The sequence below is a fragment of the Mesorhizobium sp. M0802 genome (genome assembly GCF_040320115.1).
Lineage (GTDB): Bacteria > Pseudomonadota > Alphaproteobacteria > Rhizobiales > Rhizobiaceae > Mesorhizobium.
The window spans coordinates 185790-208991 of record NZ_JAMYOY010000006.1 but is presented as its reverse complement, the minus strand read 5'-3'; the positions used below and the strand labels follow the sequence as shown (position 1 = coordinate 208991).

General features: G+C 62.1%; 22 protein-coding genes. 7 read left to right on the top strand and 15 right to left on the bottom strand.

From position 1 onward, the window contains the following. Positions 1–10: 10 nt before the first annotated feature. Positions 11–670 carry a L,D-transpeptidase gene (locus NKI10_RS12040; protein WP_023748784.1) on the bottom strand — a complete coding sequence of 220 codons (660 nt, stop codon included), beginning with the start codon at positions 668–670 and terminating at the stop codon, positions 11–13. A gap of 969 nt (positions 671–1639) precedes the next feature. Here NKI10_RS12040 and NKI10_RS12035 point away from each other — a divergent pair. After that, positions 1640–1849 (top strand): hypothetical protein, encoded by a 210-nt coding sequence (locus NKI10_RS12035; RefSeq protein ID WP_023682763.1) that lies wholly within the window; start codon positions 1640–1642, stop codon positions 1847–1849. 210 nt (positions 1850–2059) lie between these two features. Here the strand turns inward: NKI10_RS12035 and NKI10_RS12030 are convergent, their stop codons facing one another. Further along, the gene (locus NKI10_RS12030; protein ID WP_352860058.1) at positions 2060–2659 is read right to left on the bottom strand and encodes an EF-hand domain-containing protein; all 600 of its coding nucleotides are present in this window, start codon (positions 2657–2659) and stop codon (positions 2060–2062) included. Positions 2660–3071: 412 nt separating this feature from the next. Here NKI10_RS12030 and NKI10_RS12025 point away from each other — a divergent pair, with 412 nt between their 5' ends. Beyond that, positions 3072–3539, top strand: a complete 468-nt coding sequence (locus NKI10_RS12025; RefSeq protein WP_352860056.1) for a hypothetical protein — start codon at positions 3072–3074, stop codon at positions 3537–3539. 283 nt (positions 3540–3822) lie between these two features. On the opposite strand, the gene NKI10_RS12020 is transcribed toward NKI10_RS12025, so the two are convergent. Beyond that, positions 3823–4104: a hypothetical protein gene (locus NKI10_RS12020; RefSeq protein WP_023682760.1), complete on the bottom strand. Its 282-nt coding sequence runs from the start codon at positions 4102–4104 to the stop codon at positions 3823–3825. Positions 4105–5073: 969 nt separating this feature from the next. On the opposite strand from NKI10_RS12020, the gene NKI10_RS12015 reads away from it, so the two are divergent. Continuing rightward, positions 5074–5298 carry a hypothetical protein gene (locus NKI10_RS12015; protein ID WP_352860054.1) on the top strand — a complete coding sequence of 75 codons (225 nt, stop codon included), beginning with the start codon at positions 5074–5076 and terminating at the stop codon, positions 5296–5298. A 255-nt stretch (positions 5299–5553) separates the two neighbouring features. On the opposite strand, the gene NKI10_RS12010 is transcribed toward NKI10_RS12015, so the two are convergent. From NKI10_RS12010 to NKI10_RS12000, 3 genes are all read right to left on the bottom strand, one after another. Beyond that, positions 5554–6102 (bottom strand): hypothetical protein, encoded by a 549-nt coding sequence (locus tag NKI10_RS12010; RefSeq protein WP_023710080.1) that lies wholly within the window; start codon positions 6100–6102, stop codon positions 5554–5556. Between the two features lie 10 nt (positions 6103–6112). Beyond that, a complete protein-coding gene (locus tag NKI10_RS12005; RefSeq protein ID WP_352860052.1) occupies positions 6113–7288 on the bottom strand; it encodes a zinc-dependent alcohol dehydrogenase in 1176 nt (391 codons plus the stop codon). A gap of 537 nt (positions 7289–7825) precedes the next feature. Next, positions 7826–8455 (bottom strand): TetR/AcrR family transcriptional regulator, encoded by a 630-nt coding sequence (locus NKI10_RS12000; RefSeq protein ID WP_352860050.1) that lies wholly within the window; start codon positions 8453–8455, stop codon positions 7826–7828. A gap of 123 nt (positions 8456–8578) precedes the next feature. Between NKI10_RS12000 and NKI10_RS11995 the strand changes: the two genes are divergently transcribed. Further along, positions 8579–9475, top strand: a complete 897-nt coding sequence (locus NKI10_RS11995; RefSeq protein WP_023732297.1) for an NAD(P)/FAD-dependent oxidoreductase — start codon at positions 8579–8581, stop codon at positions 9473–9475. A 324-nt stretch (positions 9476–9799) separates the two neighbouring features. Here the strand turns inward: NKI10_RS11995 and NKI10_RS11990 are convergent, their stop codons facing one another. From NKI10_RS11990 to NKI10_RS11980, 3 genes are read right to left on the bottom strand one after another with little or no spacing between them, the layout of a single operon-like run. Next, on the bottom strand, positions 9800–10582 hold the full coding sequence (locus NKI10_RS11990) for an alpha/beta hydrolase (protein WP_352860047.1): 783 nt from the start codon (positions 10580–10582) through the stop codon (positions 9800–9802). Between the two features lie 41 nt (positions 10583–10623). Then, a complete protein-coding gene (locus NKI10_RS11985; protein ID WP_245260732.1) occupies positions 10624–12072 on the bottom strand; it encodes an NAD-dependent succinate-semialdehyde dehydrogenase in 1449 nt (482 codons plus the stop codon). A 58-nt stretch (positions 12073–12130) separates the two neighbouring features. After that, positions 12131–13360 carry an iron-containing alcohol dehydrogenase gene (locus tag NKI10_RS11980; protein WP_352860045.1) on the bottom strand — a complete coding sequence of 410 codons (1230 nt, stop codon included), beginning with the start codon at positions 13358–13360 and terminating at the stop codon, positions 12131–12133. A gap of 172 nt (positions 13361–13532) precedes the next feature. Here NKI10_RS11980 and NKI10_RS11975 point away from each other — a divergent pair, with 172 nt between their 5' ends. Next, on the top strand, positions 13533–14231 hold the full coding sequence (locus NKI10_RS11975) for a GntR family transcriptional regulator (protein WP_352860043.1): 699 nt from the start codon (positions 13533–13535) through the stop codon (positions 14229–14231). Positions 14232–14392: 161 nt separating this feature from the next. Beyond that, on the top strand, positions 14393–14986 hold the full coding sequence (locus NKI10_RS11970; RefSeq protein ID WP_023686902.1) for a DJ-1/PfpI family protein: 594 nt from the start codon (positions 14393–14395) through the stop codon (positions 14984–14986). A gap of 268 nt (positions 14987–15254) precedes the next feature. Here NKI10_RS11970 and NKI10_RS11965 read toward each other — a convergent pair whose 3' ends face one another. The 4 genes from NKI10_RS11965 to NKI10_RS11950 all read right to left on the bottom strand — a co-directional run bounded on the left by NKI10_RS11965 (position 15255) and on the right by NKI10_RS11950 (position 18190). Next, positions 15255–15887 (bottom strand): class I SAM-dependent methyltransferase, encoded by a 633-nt coding sequence (locus NKI10_RS11965; RefSeq protein WP_352860041.1) that lies wholly within the window; start codon positions 15885–15887, stop codon positions 15255–15257. Positions 15888–16024: 137 nt separating this feature from the next. After that, the gene (locus NKI10_RS11960) at positions 16025–16624 is read right to left on the bottom strand and encodes an NADPH-dependent F420 reductase (protein ID WP_352652813.1); all 600 of its coding nucleotides are present in this window, start codon (positions 16622–16624) and stop codon (positions 16025–16027) included. A 32-nt stretch (positions 16625–16656) separates the two neighbouring features. Then, entirely contained in the window at positions 16657–17406 is a 750-nt protein-coding gene (locus tag NKI10_RS11955) for an SDR family NAD(P)-dependent oxidoreductase (RefSeq protein WP_352652814.1), read from the bottom strand. A gap of 49 nt (positions 17407–17455) precedes the next feature. Next, entirely contained in the window at positions 17456–18190 is a 735-nt protein-coding gene (locus NKI10_RS11950; RefSeq protein WP_023740542.1) for an SDR family NAD(P)-dependent oxidoreductase, read from the bottom strand. A gap of 228 nt (positions 18191–18418) precedes the next feature. On the opposite strand from NKI10_RS11950, the gene NKI10_RS11945 reads away from it, so the two are divergent. After that, the gene (locus tag NKI10_RS11945) at positions 18419–19315 is read left to right on the top strand and encodes a LysR family transcriptional regulator (RefSeq protein ID WP_023740543.1); all 897 of its coding nucleotides are present in this window, start codon (positions 18419–18421) and stop codon (positions 19313–19315) included. Between the two features lie 134 nt (positions 19316–19449). On the opposite strand, the gene NKI10_RS11940 is transcribed toward NKI10_RS11945, so the two are convergent. Beyond that, positions 19450–21042 (bottom strand): indolepyruvate oxidoreductase subunit beta family protein, encoded by a 1593-nt coding sequence (locus NKI10_RS11940; RefSeq protein ID WP_352860038.1) that lies wholly within the window; start codon positions 21040–21042, stop codon positions 19450–19452. After that, a complete protein-coding gene (locus NKI10_RS11935) occupies positions 21035–23188 on the bottom strand; it encodes a thiamine pyrophosphate-dependent enzyme (protein WP_352860036.1) in 2154 nt (717 codons plus the stop codon). Before NKI10_RS11935 ends, NKI10_RS11940 begins: the two co-directional genes overlap by 8 nt. Between the last annotated feature and the right edge of the window lie 14 nt (positions 23189–23202).

The following is a 23202-nucleotide window of genomic DNA, read 5'->3' as shown; positions in this document are numbered from 1 at the left end:
GATGCGCCAATCATTCGACAGTGGTGGAAGCGGGCGCCTGGTCGGCGATGTGCGGCAGGACCTCCACCGCGGTGCCGATCGGGCACCGCTGGTAGAGGTCGATGATGTCTTCGGGGAACATGCGGATGCAGCCGCTGGAAGCGTCGGTGCCGATGCTCCACGGCTCGAGCGTGCCATGCAGGCGGTAGCCGATGTCGGCGCCGTCGCGGTACAGATAGAGCGCGCGCGGCCCGAGCGGATTGTTGGACGCGCCGCCTGCGATCATGGGCGGTAAGTCCGGTTTGCGCTCACGCATTTCGGGGGGCGGGACCCATTGCGGCCACAGCGCGCGGCGATCGATCGTCGCGCGGCCGTACCATTTGAAGCCTTCCTTGCCGACGCCGACGCCGTAGCGGATGGCAGTCTTGTTTTCCATGATGAGGTAGAGGAAGTGGTGGCGGGTATCGACCACGACGGTGCCGACCGGCTCGCTGCTGAAATACTTGACGATCTGGCGATGCCATCTCTTGTCGATCTTGGCGAAGTTGGTCTTGCGATAGACGAAATCGTTATCGCTGGCGGTACCGGCGAAAAAGGATTTTGCCCCCGCGGCTTGAACAATATTGCCGGTTCCACCGACCGCGACCAGCGCCAGACCGCCGAGCACGACACCCCTGCGTGATAAAACCATCGGCAATCCCCCATGCCTTAAGCCTGGCGAACCATAGTTGAGAATGATTTCGGCTCAAAGTGGAAAATGCTGCAGTGGGTGGGCCGCAAGCGGTCTGTCCGCTTGACGGCAAAATAGCGGCTGCCCGCCGGCTCACGCCGGCGGGCTTTTTTGTGCGGACGGGAACATCCTCGCTCCAAGGGTGTTTTGTCACACCCCGGCTCGTTCTTCATCGGTCGTGCCGGTGACCAAGATGTCCCCTCATTCATCATGGTCGGCCCGCGCAGCCTTGACCGCACGCGCGGGCCATCCCATCACAAGGCCCGCTGGCTCACGCTGGCGGGTTTTTCCGCGTCCAGGCGCCGAAACTCATCTTGGCATGCCTGTTACAACGAACCAGGCGGATTCCGCGCTCGGTCTCCGCACGCGGCGAGGAGGACTTGCGACATGCCTCGCTGCGGGATTTTCGCGATGAGTCTACCTGGCTCCTGCTGAACGCCATGGCTGACCACCGGGCGCGTTTGGACGACCTTCCAGTCGAAAAGCGCGCGGCAATCGCACCTTAGGCGAAGAGGCTTTGCTTTGTTGATGCAGTTGTCATCGCATCAATCGTGGGTAGCAATGCGGTTGTTGCGTGTTGTTGGAGAGATGGGTTTCCCGAAAAGAATGAATATGCGCAGACAAAAGAAGCGAGCAGGATGCCGTGAGTACATCTGCCAAATATCTATTACCTCATATGTGCTCGCTCCTCGGAAGGCGATCCCGCCACCCTCTCGACAGTGAAGATGGCGGGATCTCAACCGGCGACAAGGGACTTCGATCGACGGTCGGTTTCCAATTCCGCGTCCGGCTGCGTGTTCCGCCGTTCGGGCTTCTTCCAACCGCAATCAGACGCAAGTCCTATCCCATAAGACTGATGGCCAAATTGGGAACATCCGCTGAAGCATTGCGTTCGGCAGCGTGAAACCCCAAGGCAAAGGATGACTAATCATGTCGAATTGCGAGACTGCAAAATCACATTCGTTAGGAAATCGCGTCGCTGATCTCACAGCCAAGATGCGTGAAGCGCAGATTGACGCGGGTGAAATGATGGCCTTCCACAAGGTTGCAACTATGTTGGAGGACAGCCAAGGACGTATCAATGGCGACGACTTGATCGCCGCATCCTTCGTTCTGCTGGAGGACCGGGCGCCCGAGTGACCCTGCGTTGGTCGGCTTCGATCGTTCCTTGATCAGCACTGCGCAGCCGTTTTTTTGTCACGGCTGGCGTCTCCGGGACCGCGGGAATAGCGCAAGGCTGGAGGGTGCTGTTAGGGCCGCCGCGCCTAACAGCCAAGAGACACCGCTTCGAATTCGACCGCCAGGCGCTCGCCCGCTTTGTCCGAGGGAGGGCATTCACTTTGAAGGCAGCTACGGCGTGTCCTCGCTATCAGTGCCATGCATGCTGGAGCCATGCATGAAGGACTGGATCTCGTCCGCATCGATCTTGCCGTCACCATTCTCGTCAATGCTACTGAACATCCTGCCCACCGCGCGTTGAACCTCGTCCTCGGACACCGATCCGTCGCCATCGGTGTCCAACAGCCCGAACATCAGTCGCATGCCGGCACCGCGCATCAGCTGATGATGCCAGCGTCCAGCCATTCTGTGTCCACGATCGCGGCCACCGTGGTTCTGCCAACGGCCGCCATCTTCATCGTGGCGGTCAGCACCCTCGTTGCGATCGCCTTGATAGTTGCGACTATCTTCCTCGCGGAAACCTTCTTCGGAACCGCGATCCTGCTGCATTCTCTCCCGGACAGCTTGCTCAACCATCTGGCGGATCATTTCGCGTGTTGGTGCATCCGCTTGTCCGGTCGCATCCGGCAACTGTCCGGCGGTCGGCGGTTCGGTTGCCGGAGCGGGTGCAGGTGTCGAGGGTGATGGTGTTCCGCTTGTCTGGGCGAGTGCGGGGGAGGTCAGGGCAATGAAAACGACGGCCGCCGCCGTCTTGCTGTGTGGAAATCTCATGGCATGCTCCATCAGTGCTTTCGCTTGAAGGCCAAACTGGAGCTCGATCTGATTGTTCCCCGAAGGGATCAGGTCACGGCGAAGTTACTGAGGCATGCCCCCGTCTGAGGTAGATCAGGGTCTTCGCCAGGGAATAATTCGGCTCCTCTTCCCTAGGCACAAGAGGAACCGGCGCCCATTTTTGCGGGCAATGAACGTTGGACATTCGGCCTCGCCAATTTTCTGCCAATCGATCATACCGACGCACCAATTCCCTCTGCGTCCTCTCCTTTCGTGGGACGGAAGCCGTTTCGACCGCACGCCGTCAATCGCGAATCCCGCGTCCATATGCTGCGCGGCCATGATGCATATTTTTTATGTCACGGACCTCTGTCCGTCTGGACACCATGTTAGCCAGCGCTAAATCAGAGCAATGCGACGCCTCCTGCTGGGACTTACAGTTTCTCTCTTTTGGACCACGTTGCTTCAGGCCGAGGCGTGGCAGCCCTTCGGCGTCCGACAGCTTGGCTTTAGTTTCGATATTCCTCCGAATTTCGTCCTGACCCAGAATTCGGAGCAGGGCGCGGCTTTTCAGGGCCCAAGAGACGCGTTTCTGGTCGTTTGGGGCGCGCGACTGGGCAAAGCAAGTTTTCGCGCCGAGATTGAACATCGCATGATCGAGGACGAAAAGGCCGGTTGGCGACTGACCTATCGGCGCCTAGCCCCGAAATGGGCCAGCTACTCCGGGGTCAAGAATGGCGAGATTCGCTACGTCCGTGCAATTATGGTCTGCAACCGGCGTGCCGCGCTTTTCACAATGAATTATCGGAAATCCGAAAAGAAACCGTATGACCCTGTTGTTGTGCGCATGGTCCGGTCCCTGAGAGCGGAAGGATGTTAGCCAGCAAAGAGCGAGGTTGCCGTACTGTGCTTCCCTCGGCTAAGGGCCCAGTGGCCAACACGGCTCCCCAATAGCCCCGCCCAGTCACATGAAAGCAGGCACCGGCAGATATGCGGCCGAACGTTCTCACGCTGGCTCAGCCGCTCAAAGCCCATCACCGAAAAGCTGCTTAGTGCGGTCGCCAGCTAGAGCTACCACTGAGCCATTCCCGCTGCGGCTGGGTAGCGCCTCAGTTCCGTACGCGTTCATACCAAGAACGGGCGGGGCGAACGCCCTGATAGAGCTACGGCTGTAGAAGCGCGCCGCCAAACTGCGCCCACAAGCGCTCGCACTCTCTCGCCCTTAGGCTCGGGGTACCGGGCGCGCCATAGAAGACCATGGCGCCGCGAATGTCGTATCCAAGCACCGAGGCGTTGGCCACGAACTGGATGGCTCTTCCCAAGCTGGTGATGCCGATGTCGACCTCAGCTTTGTTGGTGAGGTCGACCACGCCTACTATTTCCGCATTGGCGCTCCTGCCCGCCAAAACGGCCGTCGATATTCCATCATGCACGGCAAGAAGCATTTCGGTGAGTTGCCCGGTGGAAGGGCTCTACAAACGCTTAAATGTCAGGTTTGTTCCTACTGGCCTTGGCGGCTTTCCGACTACCAAGTCTGGGTCACGCGGCCTCTCATGTGCGCGTAGTTGACATCGTCTGCTGGACCGAACGGTCAGGCCGACGAGCCCAGTTCCTCTCAGCATCGAGCAGTTCATTCTGCCCAATCAAGCCGTTCATAAACAGCCTGAGTATGTGCGCAGCTATGCGCTCTCCGTTCTGCGAAGCAAGAGGTAGGGCGCGCTCTTTGCAGACCGTGTGACAAACCTGGGCGAGCATCTCAATGTCGCTTGGCCCCAAAAACCGACCCGGATACAACATACCGTTTTCCTGTTGGAGAGTTGGAATGGCTATCCATTACGCAGGGTCACCGGTAGCCACAATCAACTATGATAGTGAGATGTCGAGTCCGGTGGAAAAAACAGCGAGGTCACAAAAGTGGTCGCGCTTGTCTCCGATTGACAGATGCGTCGACGCTACACCGACCAGCGCTACCGCACCCGCTTCATCGACGCGGCTTTGCAAAGGCCTATGACCAGTTCGCTACCAGCTGCCGGACCGCCCAGGCGAGCATGCCGCCGGCCCTCCCGAAGCGCGATGTCGTGGATGAGGCAGCCTTTTCCGTATACATCCAGCTGTTACGCTGCGCATCTGCTTCGGTTCGAAAACTCGCCGCGAGCCTGGCGTGCTCGCGTGTCCGGGCCGAAAACGCCTTCACAGCCCACATGTTGGTAACGACATCGATGAGGCTGCCGCCGACCTCGTTGGCATAGGATGCTTCCCGGCAAGGGCATCGACCAATGCCCCGGGCCGACCAGCACGAACCTGCGGGGGCTTTCCCGGAACAAAGCGTCGACGATCCGGTTCGGCAGGGAAGCGGCCAAAATTCATGCCATCGGAGATGGCGAGGCAGATAACAGATGAAAGGGAAGCTGAAGATGACGAAGTCTGGCGACCGCACCGTTCCCGGCGACGGCAAGATCGAAACCGGCCCGAACACATCTCCGCAACAGGATCCGGCAGAGGGGTCGCGCGAGACAATCGATCGCGAACTCGAGCGGACAGACGACGACAATAATTCCGACGAAGCGGAACGCTTGCGCCGAGACCTGCCGAAAGGGGTGGCGGAAGAGACCGAGCTTCCCGAACGCGGCTCGGCCTGAGGATCGCCGGAACCTTGCCAAGGCAAGAGACATGGAAGGCTCGACGCCGGTCGGATCGCTGCTTGCTTCGTGCCTTTAACGCACCGGCCACACAACCCATGCGCGGCGGTGACCCAGGAGATGGCGAGAACGGCCGCGCGACGGTCCACTCTGTTCCAGCAAACTCGGCTCGCCGAGAGCTACCACCTCTGGCGTTAGGGCCTGACGAGATGCCACCTGTCCAGGTCGCATGCCGCCAGGGTTCCGCAATCTCTATCAGGCTGCGCCGGCCTTCTGGCTGCGCTGCGAGCGGGCACGGTCGCGGGCTGCGGCAGTGCCTCCGGGAAAGCCGCTTCGATCGCTGTAGTCGCGTGGCTTGGTCCCCCTCCGAGAGTGGCGCGCGGTCACGCTTTTCGCACCGATGATGTCGAGCAATGTGATGCCGGCGACCATCGCAAGCGCAAGGCCCACATTATCGCGCTTTGGGTTGCCATGCCGATACGCTGTCAGCAATGTCGCGATATCCAGGCCGTCGCCGGCCACCCGGCTCCACAGCCCCGCTTGCTTGTCCACTGAAAGCGAGAGTATGCCGCTGCTTATTTCCCGCGCCCCATAAGCGCGGATCAGATCTTCCTTGCCGCGCATGCCGAGCGCGCCGGCAATCCGCTCGGCGCCAACCAGCTCGGCGACGCCAAGCGCGATGCTGAACCAGCCGAGCTTGCGGGCAAGGCCATCGGAGGCCGCGACCGCACTCTGCCCAGTCTTCAGCACTTTGGGATCGCCAGGCGATCGGGTGATGTTGGTAAGTTTGGCAATCACGTTCATGACGATTTCCCTACGGTTTCAGTACAACCTTGATGCAGCTGTCCTGCTTGTCGCGAAACACCTTGTACATCTCGGGTCCCTGCTCGAGCCCCACGGTATGTGTGATGACGAAGGATGGGTCGATCTGGCCATCTTCGATGCGGCGCAACAGATCCTCGGTCCAACGGTTGACATGGGTCTGCCCCATTCGGAAGGTGAGCCCCTTGTTCATTGCCTGTCCCATCGGAATCTTGTCGACCAGCCCGCTGTAGACGCCGGGGATCGAGATCACGCCGGCCGGCCGGCAGACATAGATCATCTCACGCAAAACGTGCGGTCGATCATTTTCTATCAGCATCAACTGCTTTGCGCGATCGTAGACGGTATCGGGCTGGGCCAGCGAGACGTGGCTTTCCATGCCGACGCAATCGATGCACTTCTCCGGGCCCTTTCCGCCGGTGAGTTCCCGCAGTCGTTCGACGACACTTTCCTCGGCGAAATTGATGGCGATGGCGCCGCCGGCCGCGGCCATGGAAAGCCGCTCCGGCAGGCAATCGATCGCCACCACCTGTTTCGCGCCGAGCAGCAGGGCGCTGCGTATGGCCATCTGCCCGACTGGGCCACAGCCCCACACCGCAACCGTATCGGTGGGCTCAATGTCGCACTGTGCCGCCGCCTGCCATCCGGTAGGAAAAATATCGCCGAGGAAGAGAACCTGCTCGTCGGTAAGGCTGTCAGGCACCTTTACGTGCGTGGCATCGGCGAACGGCACACGCATGTATTCCGCCTGTCCCCCAGGATAGCCGCCGGTCAAATGAGTGTAGCCGAACAGACCCGCGGTGGTGTGCCCGAACACCTTGTCACCGAGATTCTTCTTGCGGTTTGTGCGTTCGCAAACCGAAAAGTTCTGTCGCTTGCACTGGTCGCACTCACCGCAGATTATGATGAACGGCACGACGATGCGGTCTCCCTTCTTCAGAGCGCCGTTGACGCCCTTGCCGACCTCAACGACCTCTCCCATCATCTCGTGGCCCATGATGTCGCCGGGCAGCATGGCTGGCACATAGTTGTGGTAGAGGTGAAGGTCGGAGCCGCATATGGCACAACTCGTCACCTTGATGATCGCGTCACGTTCATCCTCAATTTCCGGGTCCGAAACCTGATCGCAGCGTATGTCTTCCTTGCCGTGCCAGACCAACGCTCGCATAGCTTGCTCCTATTTTCGCAAGATCTGTGGGTAGGGACCTCGCGCCTGTCCTAAGCGGGCCGATGCCTGGTTGGATCGACTGTGCCGCTGCTTGTCGAACCACAGGGGCGGACCGATGTTCCGGGAGCTCGAGAGAATTTTTGGGCCATTCCAGACCCGCACCTTGGAAGGATCTGTCGCGGGCACCAGCGGCCTTCGCGGGCGCGTCGGGGCACGAACCGCTGGAGCCCGAGCCACGAATGGACGTACTCAAGTGTACCAAAGAAGGTCCGTCCGCAGGTGTCCCTTCGCGGCGATCGACACCTCATCTGCTCGATTCTCGCGGCCATAACCGGCATTCTCTTCCTCGCCCTCACAGGTCGGCCGAGGCGCTCAAGGGTCAGCGCTGTGTGACCGGAGCAGGTCGGAGATGCCGCTCACCGGCGGGCGCGCAGCCCGACCCGACGCGATCGACACGAGGTGGATGGGCGCCATCGCGACAGCGGCTCTAGCGGAGTATTTCGCAGAAATACAATGATTAGCGGGCAGGGAGGAGTGCTAGCCGTGCGCAGCGATGAACATGGCGACGGCCGACCGGCAATAGGATTCGACTTCGTTGTCGTCCGCTGCTCTCGCCTCATCGAAGCGTGCGATAATCAGGAGATCGGATCCTTTGAAAAGCGCGGCAAACAAGCGGGCGGACCGGAGAGGATCGGGCACGTTCAGAACCGCCTTCGCGTGCAACTGACGCAACAGGGCCTCGATTTGGGCGATGACATTGGCGGGGCCGGCTTCGTAATGGAGCTTGCTTAAGGACTTTGGATTCGTCTGGTCGGCCATGACCATGGCTTCGACACTGCGGACATCTGATCTCAACAGCGTGCGAAGTAGGGATGATCCCACCGCCATGAGCTGATCCTCGACCGAACCGCCGACGCCTTCAAGAAGGGCCTGTGGTGCAAACAACTGATGGCAGCCGGACGCGATGGCCGCGCTGAACAGCGCCTCCTTGTTCTCGAAGTGCCGATAGATGCTGAGTTTGGATATCTTCGCCCGCTGGGCGACCTTGTCCAATGTCGTCGCTTGAAAACCCAATTCCACAAAGAGTTCGGACGCAGCGTCGAGTATCGTTTGGCCAAGCGCCTCGTTGGCGGGTCGGCCGCGCCGGCCCTGGCTATTTTCGGTCACGACAATTCCAGTCCTTGACAGTATCCTAATTCTTGGATTACGATACCATGTAGTTTCTGAAATGCGCAAGCCGATGGGTAGGTTTGGTCCAACCAGCCCCTCATCCACAACACGGAGCCCATCATGGATGACGTCATCATCATCGGCGGCAGCTTTGCCGGTCTCGCCGGTGCCCTGCAACTCGGCCGTGCCCGCCGTAAGGTCACCGTTCTCGATACCGGCCTGCCGCGCAACCGCTTCGCCGGCCACTCGCATGGCCTGCTCGGCCACGATCACAAGCCACCGCTGGACATCCTGGCCGAGGCGCGGCGGCAGCTGGCGCGCTATCCCACGATCAAGCTGGTCAATGCCCGGGCCGACAGCCTCTCCGGGGCCATCGACGATTTCTCCGTCCTCACTGGCGATGGCGGAAGCCTCGGCGCGCGCCGCCTGATCCTGAGCTATGGCGTCGCCGACCAGATGCCTGATGTTCCGGGCTTTGCCGAAGGTTGGGGCACGTCCATCGTGCCCTGCCCCTATTGCGACGGCTTTGAAGTCGCCGGCCAGCATTGGGGCCTCGTCTGGTCCGGCCCACAGTCGATGAATCAGGTCAGGCTGTTCCACGATTGGACCGACAGGTTGACGGTCTTCGCTGATGGTCACGACATTCCGCCCGATATCCGGGCCGGTCTGGCGCGCCGCAACATACCTGTCGTCGACGGCCGGATCAGCGAGATCGGCCATCACGGGGGGCATAACGCCACCGTCAAGCTCGATACCGGCCCCAATGTCGCGGTCGACATCCTGTTCGCGCATCCGCGCAACAAGCCGTCCGCAAGCCTGCACGAATCACTGGGCCTCGCCACGGTCGATACGCCCCTCGGCGTAATCCTCAAGGTCGACGAGCGCCGCGAAACCAGCATGCCCGGCATCTACGCCGCGGGCGACCTCGCCAACCCCCTCACGCCGCCATCGGTCACCCTGGCAATATCGCACGGCGCGATGGCGGGCATCTTCGCCCAGCAGTCGATGCTGGTGTGAGAGCGCAGATTCCCTTCTCCGGGGTGCCGCGGGCTATCGTATTCTGAAGGCGAGGTTACGGAACGCCGGCCCGCTCTCCTCTGAGGGGCATCTTTGGCCGGTTGGCTTTGAGAACTCAACTGCGCTGCCGGCATGACGGCGATCGCCGACATCGGTTATCAAGCTCAATCACGCTGGAAAGCATGAACCACGTCGACGTCGACATCGACGGCGGGCTTACGGTATGGGGACCGGTGGCGGGAGATTCGCCACCGCTGTCGGTACCCGATGCTGCGACGCTACTTTGCAGAACGGTCGCGTCCAGCAGCGCTTCTGGCGGAAGTCTCAGGCGGCCACGACGCGGGCCAGCAGTGACGAGGCCTCGGTACCAGCCAAGCCAAGGTCACGGACGCTGCTCATGTGATTGGCCCCGCCAAGGGTCGTGCGCGAAACAGTCAGTCCCTGTGTGTCAAGGTGGTCCGTGAAGAGTGCGGCCTGGCTGTGGAACGGCGGCGTTTCATCGGCGCCGACCAAGATATCTACGCCCACGGATGGATCGAAACTGTGATCGATGGGCGAGAATCGGCGGGCCTCCTCGTCGGTGATCGCGATCTCGGCGGCAAGGAACGACATCTGCAATGGCTTCAGGTCGTAAAGGCCGCCAAGCAGCAGCGCAGCTTTGATGCCGGAAGCCCGCTCGTCACCGCCGAAAAGCATTGTTGCCAGATGCGCACCGGCGGAATGACCGCTAACGGTCAGCAGGCCGGGATTGCCGCCATGGTGTGCGACATTGTCAAATACCCATCGCTTGGCGCGGCGCACCTGGTCGACGATCCTGGCCATCCTGACGGTCGGCATCAGCGCGTAGTCGACAATGACCGCGATCGCACCTGCGTTCGTAACGGTCTCGGCGACGTAGGAATAGTCGCGCTTGGAGAACATGCGCCAATAGCCCCCGTGGATGAACATGTGCACCGGCAGGCGGTCCCGTTTGCCCTCGGGAAAGAACAGATCCACGGTTTCGGTGGCGTCAGCCCCGTAGGCGACATCGGCGACCATGGGAACATTCGCCCTGGTGTCCTCGCTTCTGCGAACGATCTCGGCGACCATGTCGTCGAACTCGACCACATGATCGCGAATGCGAAACGGATCTTTGGCGTGATGTCCGCTCACAGGGTCACGGCGATGTACTTGGCCTCCATGAACTCGGCAACGCCGTGCTTCTGGCCGCCTTCTCGCCCCAACCCGCTTTGCTTGACTCCGCCGAAGGGCGCCGCCGGATCCGACATCAGGCCGCGGTTGAGCGCGATCATGCCCGACTCGATCTTTGATGCCACGCGCATTCCTCTGGCCAGGTCGCGCGTGTAGATGTAGGCCGCGAGACCGTATTCTGTGTCGTTGGCCTTGGCGATGACCTCCGCCTCGCTGTCGAAGCGACTGATCGGCGCCACGGGACCGAAGATCTCCTCGTGAGCCATGGCAACGTCGGCCGGCACGTCCTTGAGCACCGTTGGCGGATAGAAAAAGCCTCTGCCTTCAGATACGCCGCCGCCACACAGGATTTTGGCGCCGCGGGCAACGGCGTCCTGCACAAGCCGGTCGATCTTGTGCACAGCCTTCCTGGTGATCATCGGCCCGCATTCTGTGTCTGAGTCTGTGCCCGGGCCCAGGTTGAGTGCCGCCATGCGTTTGCTCAAGCCTTCCGCGAAGGCATCATGGATGCCGGCCTGGACGTAAAGCCGGTTGGCGGCCGTGCAGGCTTCGCCGGCGTTGCGCATCTTGGCAACCATCGCACCGTCGAGGGCGGCTTCCAGGTCGGCGTCGTCGAAGACGATGAAGGGTGCGTTGCCGCCAAGCTCCATGGAACAGGAAATGACGTGCTTTGCGGCTTCGGCCAGCAGCACGCGCCCGACGCCGGTCGAGCCGGTGAAGGACAGCTTTCGCACGCGCGGATCGGCCAGCATGGCCGCCGTCACCGGTCCGGGGGTCGAGGTCGTCAGGACGTTGACGACGCCGGGCGGCACGCCGGCTTCCTCGTAGAGCGCCGCAAGCGCATAGGCCGTCAGCGGTGTCTCGCTGGCGGGCTTCAGGATCACCGTACAGCCGGCCGCCAGCGCCGGCGCGATTTTGCGCGTCGCCATGGCGGCCGGAAAATTCCATGGCGTGATGAGCACGCAAATGCCGATGGGCTGGTAGTCGACAATGATCCGGTTCGCGCCCGAGGGCGCAAGGCCGAACTCGCCGTTGATGCGGACCGCTTCCTCGGCGTTCCAGCGAAAGAATTCCGCCGCATAGGCGACTTCGCCGCGCGCATCGCGCAGCGCCTTGCCGTTCTCCAGCGAGATCAGCGCGGCCAACGTCTCCGCCCGTTCGGTCATCAGTTCGAAGCAGCGCCGCAGGATTTCCGATCGCCTGCGTGGCGGGGTCTCGCGCCAGCCGGCCGCCGCCTTTGCGGCCGCGTCGACGGCGGAGGTGGCGTCGGCGAGCGTGGCGTCGGGAACCGCAGCGATCACGGCTTCGGTCGAGGGATCGACCACTTCGATCACGCGACCCTCCGATGAAGGCCGCCAGCGTCCGCCAATGTAGAGACCGTGCGAGACCGTGGCGTAGTCGAACATATCTTGATCCTCGTCGGATATGCCTGCGGCAATGTTCATTGGATGAACTCCTGGTCGGTCACATCATGGTGGCGGACATGTCGCCGTCATAAGCAGCCCTGACCAGCCGTCGCATCGCGGCAAGGTCGAACGGGCGGGGATTGTTCTTGATCAACCGGTCGATGCCCAGCGCCTGCTCAGCCGTCCAGTCGATCTTGTCTTCGGGAAGACCCAGTTCGGCCAATGTCGGTGTGATGCCGATGGCGCCAAACAGCCGGCTCACCTCACGGATGGTGGCGTGCGCCAAGGCATCGGCGTCGCCGCCGCCCTGATGGGAAAGGCCAAGAGCAGCGCCGACTTCGGCAATCTCCGCGGCTGCGGCGGCCAGGTTGTAGGTCATCACATAGGGCAGCATCGTGGCCACTCCCAGGCCATGCGGGGTGTGGGTAAGCGCACCGACGGGATACTGCACCGCATGGGCGGCGGCCGTTCCCGCCGTGCCGAAAGCGCAACCGGCGGCCAGCGCTCCCATCATCACGTCGGCGCGCGCATCCTCGTCCGATCCGTCGCGATATGCCTTTTCCAGACTGCGGCCGAGCAGCCTGATGGCCAAAAGCGCGAAATGATCGGTCAGAGCGCTCTTGCCGATGAACACGTGCTGTTGCGGCAAATGAGGGTCCGCGCCGCGTTTGGCCGCTGTGAAGGCCTCGATTGCGTGCGTCAGCGCGTCGGCGCCGGCGACCGCCGTCAAGGATGGTGGACAGGTCACCGTCAGATCCGGATCGCAAAGCGCCACTGCTGCGATGAGATGCGGACTGGCGATACCCACCTTCAGCGTCCTATCCGGGTCGGAGATCACGGCGACGGGGGTCACCTCGGAGCCTGTTCCAGCCGTCGTCGGCACTGCGATCACCGGAAGGGTAGGGCCGGGTACCTTGAACTCGCCATAGTAGTCCTCGAGCTTGCCGCCGTGGCTGAGCAGAAGTGCAGCGCATTTGGCTATGTCGAGGCAACTGCCGCCCCCGATGCCGATCACCATGTCCGGCTTGAAATCTTTCGCTTGCGCAATGCAGGCGGCGACGCTGTCGCGCGGCACATCCGGCAGCGTTCGGTCGAAGACCAGCGTCTCGATCGCCGCGTTGTGCAAGCCAGCGAGGATCTCGGCGAACTGCGACGTCGCCGCGAATCGCTCATCGGTACAGACGAACGCGCGGCGCCCATATTTGGCGGCAATGGCAGGCAGGACATGGCGCTGGCCTTTGCCGAACAGAATCTCGCTCGGCAGGCGCGCCGCTGCAAACAAGCTCATGCACAAGATCCTGCGAAGACGGATTGGAAGCCGACAGGCTTGGCTTCGTGCCGGAGGCCGACCTCGGCGCTGCAGGTCGTGATCATGCGATACCCTCATAAAATCGTATAGGATATAGGATTGAGTTTCGCGGAGCATCATGTTAGTGGGTGGTTCTGTCAAGAGGCAAACGATGCAGAACACGGACCTGACGGTTGACAATGAAGCTCGTGGGACCGGTCGTATTCAGCGCGCCAACAGTCTGGCTGGCGACGTTTACGAAGCAATCTTCGCGCAGCTCATGTCTTTGAGGATTGCTCCGGGATCGCGCATCACCGTCGACAATCTCGTCAAGGAATTCAACGTCTCGCATACCCCCATTCGTGAAGCGCTTGGCAGGTTGGAGGGGGAAGGGCTGGTTCTGAAAACCCACCTGATCGGCTATCGCGCCGCCCCACAAATCACCCGCCGGCGCTTCGACGAGCTTTACGAGCTGCGTCTATTGCTGGAACCTGCCGCCGCGGCCAAAGCCACCGCAACAATGGACGGCGAGCGCCTTGCCGCGCTGCAGGAGGCGGCCGGCGTCATGGCTCGGCGGGTGGGGAAAGACGAACGCCTGCGCTATTCGAACTTCGCCCGTCAGGATGCGATCTTCCACGACAAGATCGTCGAGTTTGCCCAAAACGAACTCATTCGCGAGACACTGAATCACCAGCATACCCACTTCCATATCTTCCGCCTGATGTATCACTCCAGGGTGACCGAAGAGGCGCTCGACGAGCACGAGGCTATTCTCGCTGCCTTTGCCGCGGGCGATCCGGACGCCGCCGAAAAAGCCATGCGCGCGCACATCGAAAATTCGCGGGACAGGCTCCTGCCTGCGTTCGAGTAGCCTGGCGATGTTGCTTGTCAGAGGCACCCTCAAGCGCGGCGCGCCGCTGTCCGCCCAGCCTGCCGCCTACGAATTCTATTCCCCGTTCTGAGCCGATTTCGATCCCGGGAAGCGAGGCGCGCAGTGCACCTCGCCCCTGAAACAAGCCGAGAGGAAAAGACATGCCAGCCAAAAAAATCCTGATGCTGACCGGTGATTTCACCGAGGAGTACGAAATCTTCGTTTATCAGCAGGCGATGGAAGCGGTGGGACACACCGTTCATGTCGTGTGCCCCGACAAAAGCGCCGGAGACATGATCAAGACATCGCTGCACGATTTCGAGGGCGATCAGACCTACACCGAAAAGCCCGGCCATAACGCGCTGATCAACAAGACCTTCGCCGACGCCGAGAGGCAGCTGAGCCAGTACGACGCTGTCTATTGCGCCGGCGGTCGTGGCCCCGAATACATCCGCACCGACAAGCGGATACAAGCGATGGTGCGCCATTTCCACGAGGCGAAAAAGCCGATCTTCACGATCTGCCATGGCGTCCAGATTCTGATCGCGGTCGACGGCGTCGTGCGCGGCAAGAAGGTGGCGGCGCTCGCCGCTTGCGAGCCGGAGGTGACGCTTGCCGGCGGCACTTATATCGATCTGTCTCCCACCGACGCTTATGTCGATGGGACCATGGTTTCAGCCAAAGGCTGGACCGCGCTTGCGGCGTTCATCCGTGAATGCCTGAAGGTGCTGGGAACGGAAATCCACCATTCCTGAACCGTTGAGCCGGCGCATCCCCTGAGGGATGCGCCGGCTCCCTCACGGCGCGGCGACTTCCGTCATTTCATCAAGTTCAGATCAGGAACCTGCGGCAGGTGTGCTCCAGAACCTTGTGCCATCATAACCTCGGACGCCTTAAGGCGCTGCCGCATCCGCGTTCGTGCACCAGCGCGCCATCCTCGTTGAGCTTTCCCAGCTTGACGGATGCGAACCCGAGTTGATGGACTCAATGGGAGGTCGACATGAAGTCGGCGCCCGGGAGCTGTCAGGGCTTCACGAACCGAAACGCGAAGCGATCGGTCTCGCCCTTGATCGCGGGATCGAACACCTTGATCGAGTGCGGGTCATCCTTGTTCGCGAGCACGGTGCTTTCCGCGTCCAGTACGAAGCCGGCCGCCTCCACCTCCTCGCGGACGAATGCAGGGTCGATCCGATGCAGCGACCGGGTGTCGCTCGTGCCCGACCCAGTGGCGGCGGCGTGGTCGACGATAACGTAGGACCCACCGGGTTTCAGCTGCTTGTAGACAGCTCGATTGAAGTCGGCCGCCGTCGCACCCTTCTTCTGGATCAAGGCGGTGTGAAGATCGTGGTAGAACAGGTGCAACCACATGACATCGGCTGGCTGCGTAATCTCCGGCATCGCGACGAGATCCGCCGAGGTGGCTTCGACGTTCTCTCGGCCCGGCTCCTTCGCGAGCGTCCGCATGAGGCCGACCGGATCGTTCTTGAAGTGGGCGACTTCGGCCGGCACGAAGCTGTAGACCCGCCCCTCTGATCCGACGATGTCGGAGAAGAGGCGCGTCCAGTCTCCGTCGCCAGGGTAGACGTCGATCACGGTGGAGCCCGCCTCGATTCGTGCGAACCGGCTTAACTCGGATACCTTGGATTGGTCGTACATCGAAATCTCCTTAGGAGTGGATATTCTTCTCGGTGCTCATAGTGATTTCTCTATTTTGCTCGGATCGGATCGCGCTTGATCCGATCCGAGCTCCGATCGCGTGCGTCGTCTCTTTGCGGGTGGGGACGTCGTGCTCGTCAGTCGAACTTGACCAGGTCCTCAAAGATCAGATGACCCCAGCTGTTTCCGCGCGCCTGGACCAGCAGGCCACCTTCCGACACCCCGCCAAGCTTAATCGGCGCGAAACCGAGATTTTCCGCAAGCTCCCCAGTCTGTGTTGCGGCAGCATCATCGTCGCTTGCCAAGAACACGACCCTCCGGCCACCATGTACGGCCGGATCCTGATCAAGCACCGGGGCGACCAGATGGTTGAAGCCCTTGACCAGTTTTGCGCCAGAGAAGGCCTGCGCGATGAACTTGGAAGAAGGTTGTCCTCCCAGTTCCTCAGGGGGCACGCCATAGGCATTGGTCACATCGATGATCGTCTTCCCCTGCCAGGTGGGGAGCGCCTTCGCAACATTCGGGTGCGCCTCGAAGCGGACAGCCAAAAAGATGATGTCCGCCTTGATGGCTTCCGCCAGTTTTTTGGGGATGATGGTGGGTCCGATCGCGGCCGCATCGGCGGCAAAGCTTTCCGGGTCGCGTGTGGTTGCAACGGAAACTTCGATGCCGTTTCGGGCAAACGCCTTGGCAAGGGCCCGTCCGATATTGCCGAATCCTACGATTGCATAGTTCATAGTACTTCTCCGATCTGGTGCTAATGCCGGGGTCAGACTTGCGCCATGCCCCCATCGACGGCGAGATCCACGCCGGTGACGAAAGAACTTTCATCGGAGGCGAGGAACGCGACGGCAGCAGCGATTTCCTCTGGTTTGCCCCTGCGACCCATTGGGATCTGTGACGCAAACTGGGCGGCCGCTTGCTCGGCTTGCTCAGGAGTAAGGCCAGTCGTTGTCTCCAAGGCCGGCGTCTCGATTGGTCCCGGACTCATTGCATTGACGCGGATTTTGCGGTCTTTGAATTCCAGTGTCCAAGCGCGCGCGAAGTTGCGTACAGCCGCCTTGCTCGCGGCGTAGGTACTAAACCCTGGAAGCCCCAACACGTTCGACACTGAAGAATTCAGGATGATCGAACCGCCGTCTTTGAACAGGGGAAGGGCCTTCTGCACGGTAAAGAACAGACCCTTCACGTTCACATCGAAGGTCTGATCAAAATGTGCCTCGGTAGCGACGGCGAGCGGTGCGATCGTCCCCGCGCCGGCGTTGGCGAAGAGAATGTCGATATGACCATGTTTCTCCTTCACGACGGCATAGAGGCGATCCAGATCTTCCAGGAGCGACACGTCACCCACGACCGTGGTAACGTTTTTCATGATGAAGGCTGCGGCCTCCTTCAGCTCCTTCTCTCTTCGCCCGGTCACGACGTGCGCTCCTTCTTCTACGAAGCGCTTGGCTGTGGCCAACCCGATCCCGCTGCTTCCGCCCGTGATGACTGCGATCTTGCCTTCGAGTTTTTTCATAATTCTTTGTCTTTCGTTGCGCGCGGGCCAGGTACGGACCGCGCTGGGGTCAGAGTTGAGCCAGGCCCCCGTCGACGGCGACCTCGCTGGCGGTCATGAAGCTGCTGTCCGGCGACGCGAGGAAGGCGGCCGCGGCGCCGATCTCCGCCGGATCGGCCATGCGCTGGAGCGGGGTCATCGCGCCGTAGGCCTTCTGGCCTTCCTCGCCTAACGCCTCCTTCGCGAGTTCGGTCGCCGTCGCTCCGGGCGACAGCACGTTTACGCGGATGCCGGTGCCCTTCAGGTCTTCCGCCCAGGTCCGCGCCAGGTTGCGCACTGCCGCCTTGCTCGCGCTATAGGCAGTGAACCCCGGAGCGCCCGTGGTGCCGGCGCTCGACCCGGTCAGGATGATCGAACCGCCCTGGCTCATCAGCGGCAGCGCCTTCTGGACCGTGAAGATCGTACCCTTCACATTGGTGTCGAAGGTTTCGTCAATGTGCCTGGCGGTGATCTGGCCGAGCGGAAGCGGGCTTCCCGCCCCGGCATTGGCGAAGACGATATCGAGGCTTCCGCGCTCGGCCTTCACCGCAGCGTAGAGTCGGTCGAGGTCGGCCTCATCCGAGACCGAGCCCTTAACGGCGCGGGCACCAGGCCCAAGGTCGGCCACGGCTGCGTCGAGCGCTTCCTGCCGGCGGCCAAAGATGAAGACGAAGGCGCCCTCCTCGATAAAGCGCTTGGCTGCGGCGCGGCCGATGCCCGTAGCGCCGCCGGTTATCACAGCGGTCTTTCCATTCAGTCTGTTCATGCCATGCATCCTTCGTTTCGCCGTCTCGTGTCTTTGGCTGCACGGGAAAGCCCCGCGAGAGCCTCAAGATGGGTTCGCCGAAGTCGGGCGGTGAGTGCGCAATCGCGCACATCGCTGGTGCGAAAACGATCCAGCTAGATGATTGAAGGCCACGATGACCGCACGAACTACGGCTGATCGTGTTAGTATGGGCTTTGCAAGCCGCACTGCGCTGCGCAGGAATGCACCATGATCGACTGGGATGACGTTCGCTACTTTCTTGCCGCCGCGCGCGGAGGCTCGGTGCGTGCCGCCGCCGCGCGCCTCGGTGTGAACCACTCGACCGTGCTGCGACGCATCGCTCAGCTCGAGGAACGCCTCGGGGCGCAGATGTTCGAAAAGCTGCCTTCCGGCTACCGCCTGACGGCTGCGGGCGAAGAGGTCCTCGATCTCGCGACCCAGATGGAAGCGTCGTCGCACCAGCTGGAGACGCGCGTCTTCGGTCGTGACCAGAGCGCGCGCGGACTTTTGCGGGTGACGCTTCCACCGTTCCTCGCCACACACCTGCTCATGCCGGATCTCGCCGACTTCGCGCGTTTGCATCGCGACATCGAGATGGAAATCTTGTCGTCCGGTGAGCTGGCCAATCTGACCAACCGAGAGGCCGACGTCGCGATCCGCATTGTCGCCGACCGCAAGACCCTGCCGCTCAATCTTCACGGCCTGAAGGGACCGGAGCTGTTCAGCGGCGTCTACATGTCTCGCGATCGACTAGCCGCGTGGCGTGCGGGCACGCCTGATCCTATCCGGTGGATAGGCATAGACAATCATGGAATTCCGGACTGGGCGCGCGAGGGAGAAGTTCACGTCACGGGAGTACCGTTCAGGACACCTGACGCCGAGACGCAGATCATCGCGGCGCACCAAGGGATTGGGATAACGAAACTGCCGTGCTTCGTTGGAGATGCCGACCCCCTGCTGGTGAGGGTGCCGGGAATCGACGTGCCCATGCATGGGACACTGTGGCTTCTCACGCAAGGCGAGACACGCAAGACGAAGCGGGTGCGGCTCTTCACGGAGTTCGTATCCCGCAGGCTCGCCGCGTACGCTCCGCTTCTCTCGGGGCTGTCCATATCGCGCGACTGACGCCCGGCAGGTCCGCCGGCAACGCTTCCCGCAATCCCGTGTGGAAGCCGAGCTGCGGGCGCTTGAAGCGGCGTGTTCAATCCGCGAATCCAGTGGGAGTAGGGAAACGGCGGCAGTGGCGTAGAGGTGCCAGCCTAAGCTCGACCTCTTCCCACACCATGATCAGACAACGATGCCACCGTCTTCAGCGCGCCATCGAGCATGTCGCCTTTCTCGTCTTTCAGCGCAGCTTCGCGCAACCGCCTGATCCAGTCGGCAGCGTCATCGCGGCCCTTGACCAGATCGAGCGCCGACAGCACGCGATCGAATTTGGACTGGGCGCGGAGGTGGGTGTCGCTGTAGCCCTTGATCAGCCGGCGGCAGTTCAAGATTTCGACGGCGAGCGCGTAGTCCTGAGGCGCGTGGCTGAGCGCCAGCGCATACCAGCGCTCCAGATGCGCCGTCTCGACCTTGTGGCGCAACAGGCGGCGGCGCCAGCGGCGCAGGCCACCGATGAACCAGAGGGCCGCGAAGCCGGCAAAGCTGTCGGTGCGAATGCGCCGGCCATGGTTGATGCGACGATCAAGGAAGGCAGCGAGTTTCGGCCGGCTCTCAATGTAGTTGCCCAGCCCCGCCGGCAAGGTGCCGCAGAACTCCTCGATGCGCGGATGGAAATACTCGGTCACCTGCAGGATGGAGCCGTTCATGACGCCGACCTCGCGGCGCACGCGCTGGTCGCGGGTCGAGCGAGTCTTGAGATCGGCGACGCGGATCATGTCGTCATAGCACAGCGCGTTGGCCAGATGCTTGGCGGCGGCGATGGACAATGCATGGGCGTGGCCGGGATCATCAAGCGCAACGGCCTTGTCCAACCGGTCGAGATACTCGCCGCCATAGGAGATGTCCTGATAGTCGACGACCTTTATCAGGCCCCGGAGCGCCATGTCGCGCACCGCCGCGGGCATCAGGTCGATGCGGGCGGCCAGTGCCTGCCAACCCTGCAGCAGGTTCTGCGGACCGCTCACGCGCCCTGCACCCGGAGCGGGGTCGACCGTGGCCGGTTCTGCCGGCTCTGGCGCGGGGACCGTCGTACCGCGCGCGCGGTCGTAGGCAACGGCGAAGGCAGCGAGGCTGGCTTTCGCGCCCCGGCCGCCGGCGCCGATCGCTTGCTCATAGCTTTCACGCCTGAACGGCAATGCGTCGGAGCCGGCCAGCGCGCCAAGCAGACTGGCCGAGATCATCGAGCCATTGTCGGCGGCGATCTTTTCCATGTCGAAAGCGATGAAGCGTTTCGATGCAGCTTCCGCCGTCGCGCGTACCTTCGAAGACGAGGCCCGGCCGTCACCCGGCTCGATCTTTTCCGACACCGCGGCGATACGGTGCGAGGAGGTGATCAGCGTGGTGCGATCGGGCGTGACGAAGCCCCTGATGATGGCGCGGCCGGCTTCCATCAGCTCGGCGGCGATCAATATGTCGACATCGCCTTGCGAAGGCGACAGGGCAAAGACCGGCAGCCGGCCGGTGTCGCGGGCCATCTCGACGTAATAGATCGTGGCGCCGGTGCGCTGGGCGACGCCGGCGACCGAGGTCGATTGCGCGACATAGGAATTGCGCTCGGCGACATCGGTGATCCAGTCGGCGAGCACGCCTCCGCCCTGGCCGCCGACCGCGAGCAAAGCGAGCTTGATCACCGGCTCGGTATCGGCGGCACCGGATTTCGGACGCAAGGGCGAAGCCTGGTCAAGCATCGGCGAACGTCAACCTGCGGCTCTCGCGGCGGCGCTGCATCAGGCCGATGGTGGCGCGACGTGCAGATTCGAGGAAGCGGTCCCAGCGGCTCGGATTGTGCACGACATCGGCGCGGTAGAAAGAAGGGCACAGAACGGCAGCGTCCGCGACCTCGCCGCAATTGCCGCAGCCGACGCAGCTCTGGTCGATCGATGCCACCGGATCGTCACGCAAGGGATCGTCGAGCGATTTCACCGACAGCGACGGGCAGCCGGACAGCCGCATGCAGGCGTGGTCGCCGGTGCAGATGTCCTCGTCGACGCCGAATTTCGGCTTGACGACACGGGTCCCTCCCTTGATCGCCTTGTCGACCAGCGGCTTTTCGCGACGCTGGCGGTTGAGCATGCATTCGGAAGAGGCGACGATGACCTTTGGTCCCTTTTCCTCCGTCGTCAGCGCCTCACGTAACGTGTCCTGCATCTTGGTGACGTCATAGGTGCGGTCGACATGGCGCAGCCATTTGACGCCCATGCCTTTCACCGCTTCGGTGATAGGATGCTTTGTCGACTTGGTCTTGTTGCCCGCGCGCGACGACAGTATGTCCTGCCCGCCGGTGGCGGCCGAATAGAAATTGTCGACGATCACGATGACGCCGTCGTTCTTGTTGAAGACCGCGTTGCCGATCGAGGAGGTCAGGCCATTGTGCCAGAAGCCGCCATCGCCGACGAAAGAGATCGACCGCCGTTTGGCGTCGGGCGAATTGAACGCCGATGCCGATGCCGGCCCCAGCCCGTAGCCCATGGTGGTGGCGCCAAGCTCGAAGGGCGGCATGATCGAGAACAGATGGCAGCCGATGTCGGAGGCGATGTGGTGCTTGCCGAGTTCCTGCTCGACCAGCTTGGTCGCGGCAAAGATCGGCCGCTCCGGGCAACCGATGCAGAAGCCGGGCGGACGGCCCGGCACGACGTTGATCAGGTCCGCCGTGTCGACGCCGTCGCCGACCTTGTTGGGCGCGCGCACCTCGCCCGGCAAGAGATGCGGGGATTCGGCGCGCAGGAAGGCGCCGATGCCGTCCAGCATGACCTGGCCGGTATATTCGCCGGCCATCGGCAGATACTCCTTGCCGACCAGCCTGGTACCGCGCCCGGCCTTGTGCAGCATGGCGGCAAAGGCTTGCTCGATGTAGTTGGGCTGGCCCTCCTCGACCACGAGCACCGCGTGCTTGCCTTCGCAGAAAGACAGGAACTCATCGTCGATCAGCGGATAGACGGCGTTGAGCACATAGAGCGGCACATCCGTCTCGCCATAGGTGTCGGCAAGGCCGAGACGCTGCAAGGCGCGGATGACCGAATTGTACATGCCGCCCTGCATGACGATGCCGACCGAACCATGATCCGAGCCGAAGAACTCGTTGATCTTGTTCCTGGTGATGAAATCGACCGCCGCCGGCCAGCGCTTCTGCACTTTCTCCTTCTCGTGCAGGAAGGAGGCGGGTGGCAGCACGATGCGGCCGGTGTCGCGGCGCGGCGCATCCAGCGCATCGGCCACCGTCATCGGCGGGCGCTTGTTGTCCTTGGCGATGAAATGGCCGTGGACGTGGCAGCAGCGGATGCGCACCTGCAGCATCACCGGCGTATTGGACGCTTCGGATAGCTCGAAGCCATCCTCGACTGCCTTGACAATCGACGGCAGGTTCGGGCGCGGGTCGAGCAGCCAGACCTGGCTTTTCATGGCAAAGGCATGGCTGCGCTCCTGCATGATCGAGGAACCCTCGCCATAATCCTCGCCGACGATGATCAGCGCGCCGCCGGTTACGCCGCCGGAGGCAAGATTGGCCAGCGCGTCGGACGCGACATTGGTGCCGACAGTCGACTTGAAGGTCGCCGCGCCACGGATGGGGTAATGCACCGAGGCAGCGAGCATGGCGGTGGCGGTGGCTTCCGAGGCGCTCGCCTCGAAATGCACGCCGAGCTCGCCCAGAATGTCCTGCGCGTCGGCCAGCACGTCCATCAGATGACTGATCGGCGCGCCCTGGTAGCCGCCGACATAGCCGACGCCGCATTGCAGCAGCGCCTTGGTGATGGCGAGGATGCCCTCGCCGGCAAACTCCTCGCCGGCGCCGAGCCTGAGTTTTTCGACTTCCTTGGCAAAAGAGCGTTCGGCCATTTTTCCAACCTTCC

Excerpts from the sequence above, each read along its gene's own strand:
- NKI10_RS12015 (WP_352860054.1), top strand. The coding sequence starts at position 5,074 with ATGACGAAGTCTGGCGACCGCACCGTTCCCGGCGACGGCAAGATCGAA.
- NKI10_RS11935 (WP_352860036.1), bottom strand. The coding sequence starts at position 23,188 with ATGGCCGAACGCTCTTTTGCCAAGGAAGTCGAAAAACTCAGGCTCGGC.
- NKI10_RS12030 (WP_352860058.1), bottom strand. The coding sequence starts at position 2,659 with ATGAGATTTCCACACAGCAAGACGGCGGCGGCCGTCGTTTTCATTGCC.
- NKI10_RS11995 (WP_023732297.1), top strand. The coding sequence starts at position 8,579 with ATGGATGACGTCATCATCATCGGCGGCAGCTTTGCCGGTCTCGCCGGT.
- NKI10_RS12040 (WP_023748784.1), bottom strand. The coding sequence starts at position 670 with ATGGTTTTATCACGCAGGGGTGTCGTGCTCGGCGGTCTGGCGCTGGTC.
- NKI10_RS12005 (WP_352860052.1), bottom strand. The coding sequence starts at position 7,288 with ATGCGAGCGTTGGTCTGGCACGGCAAGGAAGACATACGCTGCGATCAG.
- NKI10_RS11970 (WP_023686902.1), top strand. The coding sequence starts at position 14,393 with ATGCCAGCCAAAAAAATCCTGATGCTGACCGGTGATTTCACCGAGGAG.
- NKI10_RS11940 (WP_352860038.1), bottom strand. The coding sequence starts at position 21,042 with ATGCTTGACCAGGCTTCGCCCTTGCGTCCGAAATCCGGTGCCGCCGAT.
- NKI10_RS11950 (WP_023740542.1), bottom strand. The coding sequence starts at position 18,190 with ATGAACAGACTGAATGGAAAGACCGCTGTGATAACCGGCGGCGCTACG.
- NKI10_RS12010 (WP_023710080.1), bottom strand. The coding sequence starts at position 6,102 with ATGAACGTGATTGCCAAACTTACCAACATCACCCGATCGCCTGGCGAT.
- NKI10_RS11975 (WP_352860043.1), top strand. The coding sequence starts at position 13,533 with ATGCAGAACACGGACCTGACGGTTGACAATGAAGCTCGTGGGACCGGT.
- NKI10_RS12020 (WP_023682760.1), bottom strand. The coding sequence starts at position 4,104 with ATGCTTCTTGCCGTGCATGATGGAATATCGACGGCCGTTTTGGCGGGC.
- NKI10_RS11985 (WP_245260732.1), bottom strand. The coding sequence starts at position 12,072 with ATGTTCGACTACGCCACGGTCTCGCACGGTCTCTACATTGGCGGACGC.
- NKI10_RS11955 (WP_352652814.1), bottom strand. The coding sequence starts at position 17,406 with ATGAAAAAACTCGAAGGCAAGATCGCAGTCATCACGGGCGGAAGCAGC.
- NKI10_RS11965 (WP_352860041.1), bottom strand. The coding sequence starts at position 15,887 with ATGTACGACCAATCCAAGGTATCCGAGTTAAGCCGGTTCGCACGAATC.
- NKI10_RS11960 (WP_352652813.1), bottom strand. The coding sequence starts at position 16,624 with ATGAACTATGCAATCGTAGGATTCGGCAATATCGGACGGGCCCTTGCC.
- NKI10_RS11945 (WP_023740543.1), top strand. The coding sequence starts at position 18,419 with ATGATCGACTGGGATGACGTTCGCTACTTTCTTGCCGCCGCGCGCGGA.
- NKI10_RS12035 (WP_023682763.1), top strand. The coding sequence starts at position 1,640 with ATGTCGAATTGCGAGACTGCAAAATCACATTCGTTAGGAAATCGCGTC.
- NKI10_RS11980 (WP_352860045.1), bottom strand. The coding sequence starts at position 13,360 with ATGAGCTTGTTTGCAGCGGCGCGCCTGCCGAGCGAGATTCTGTTCGGC.
- NKI10_RS12025 (WP_352860056.1), top strand. The coding sequence starts at position 3,072 with ATGCGACGCCTCCTGCTGGGACTTACAGTTTCTCTCTTTTGGACCACG.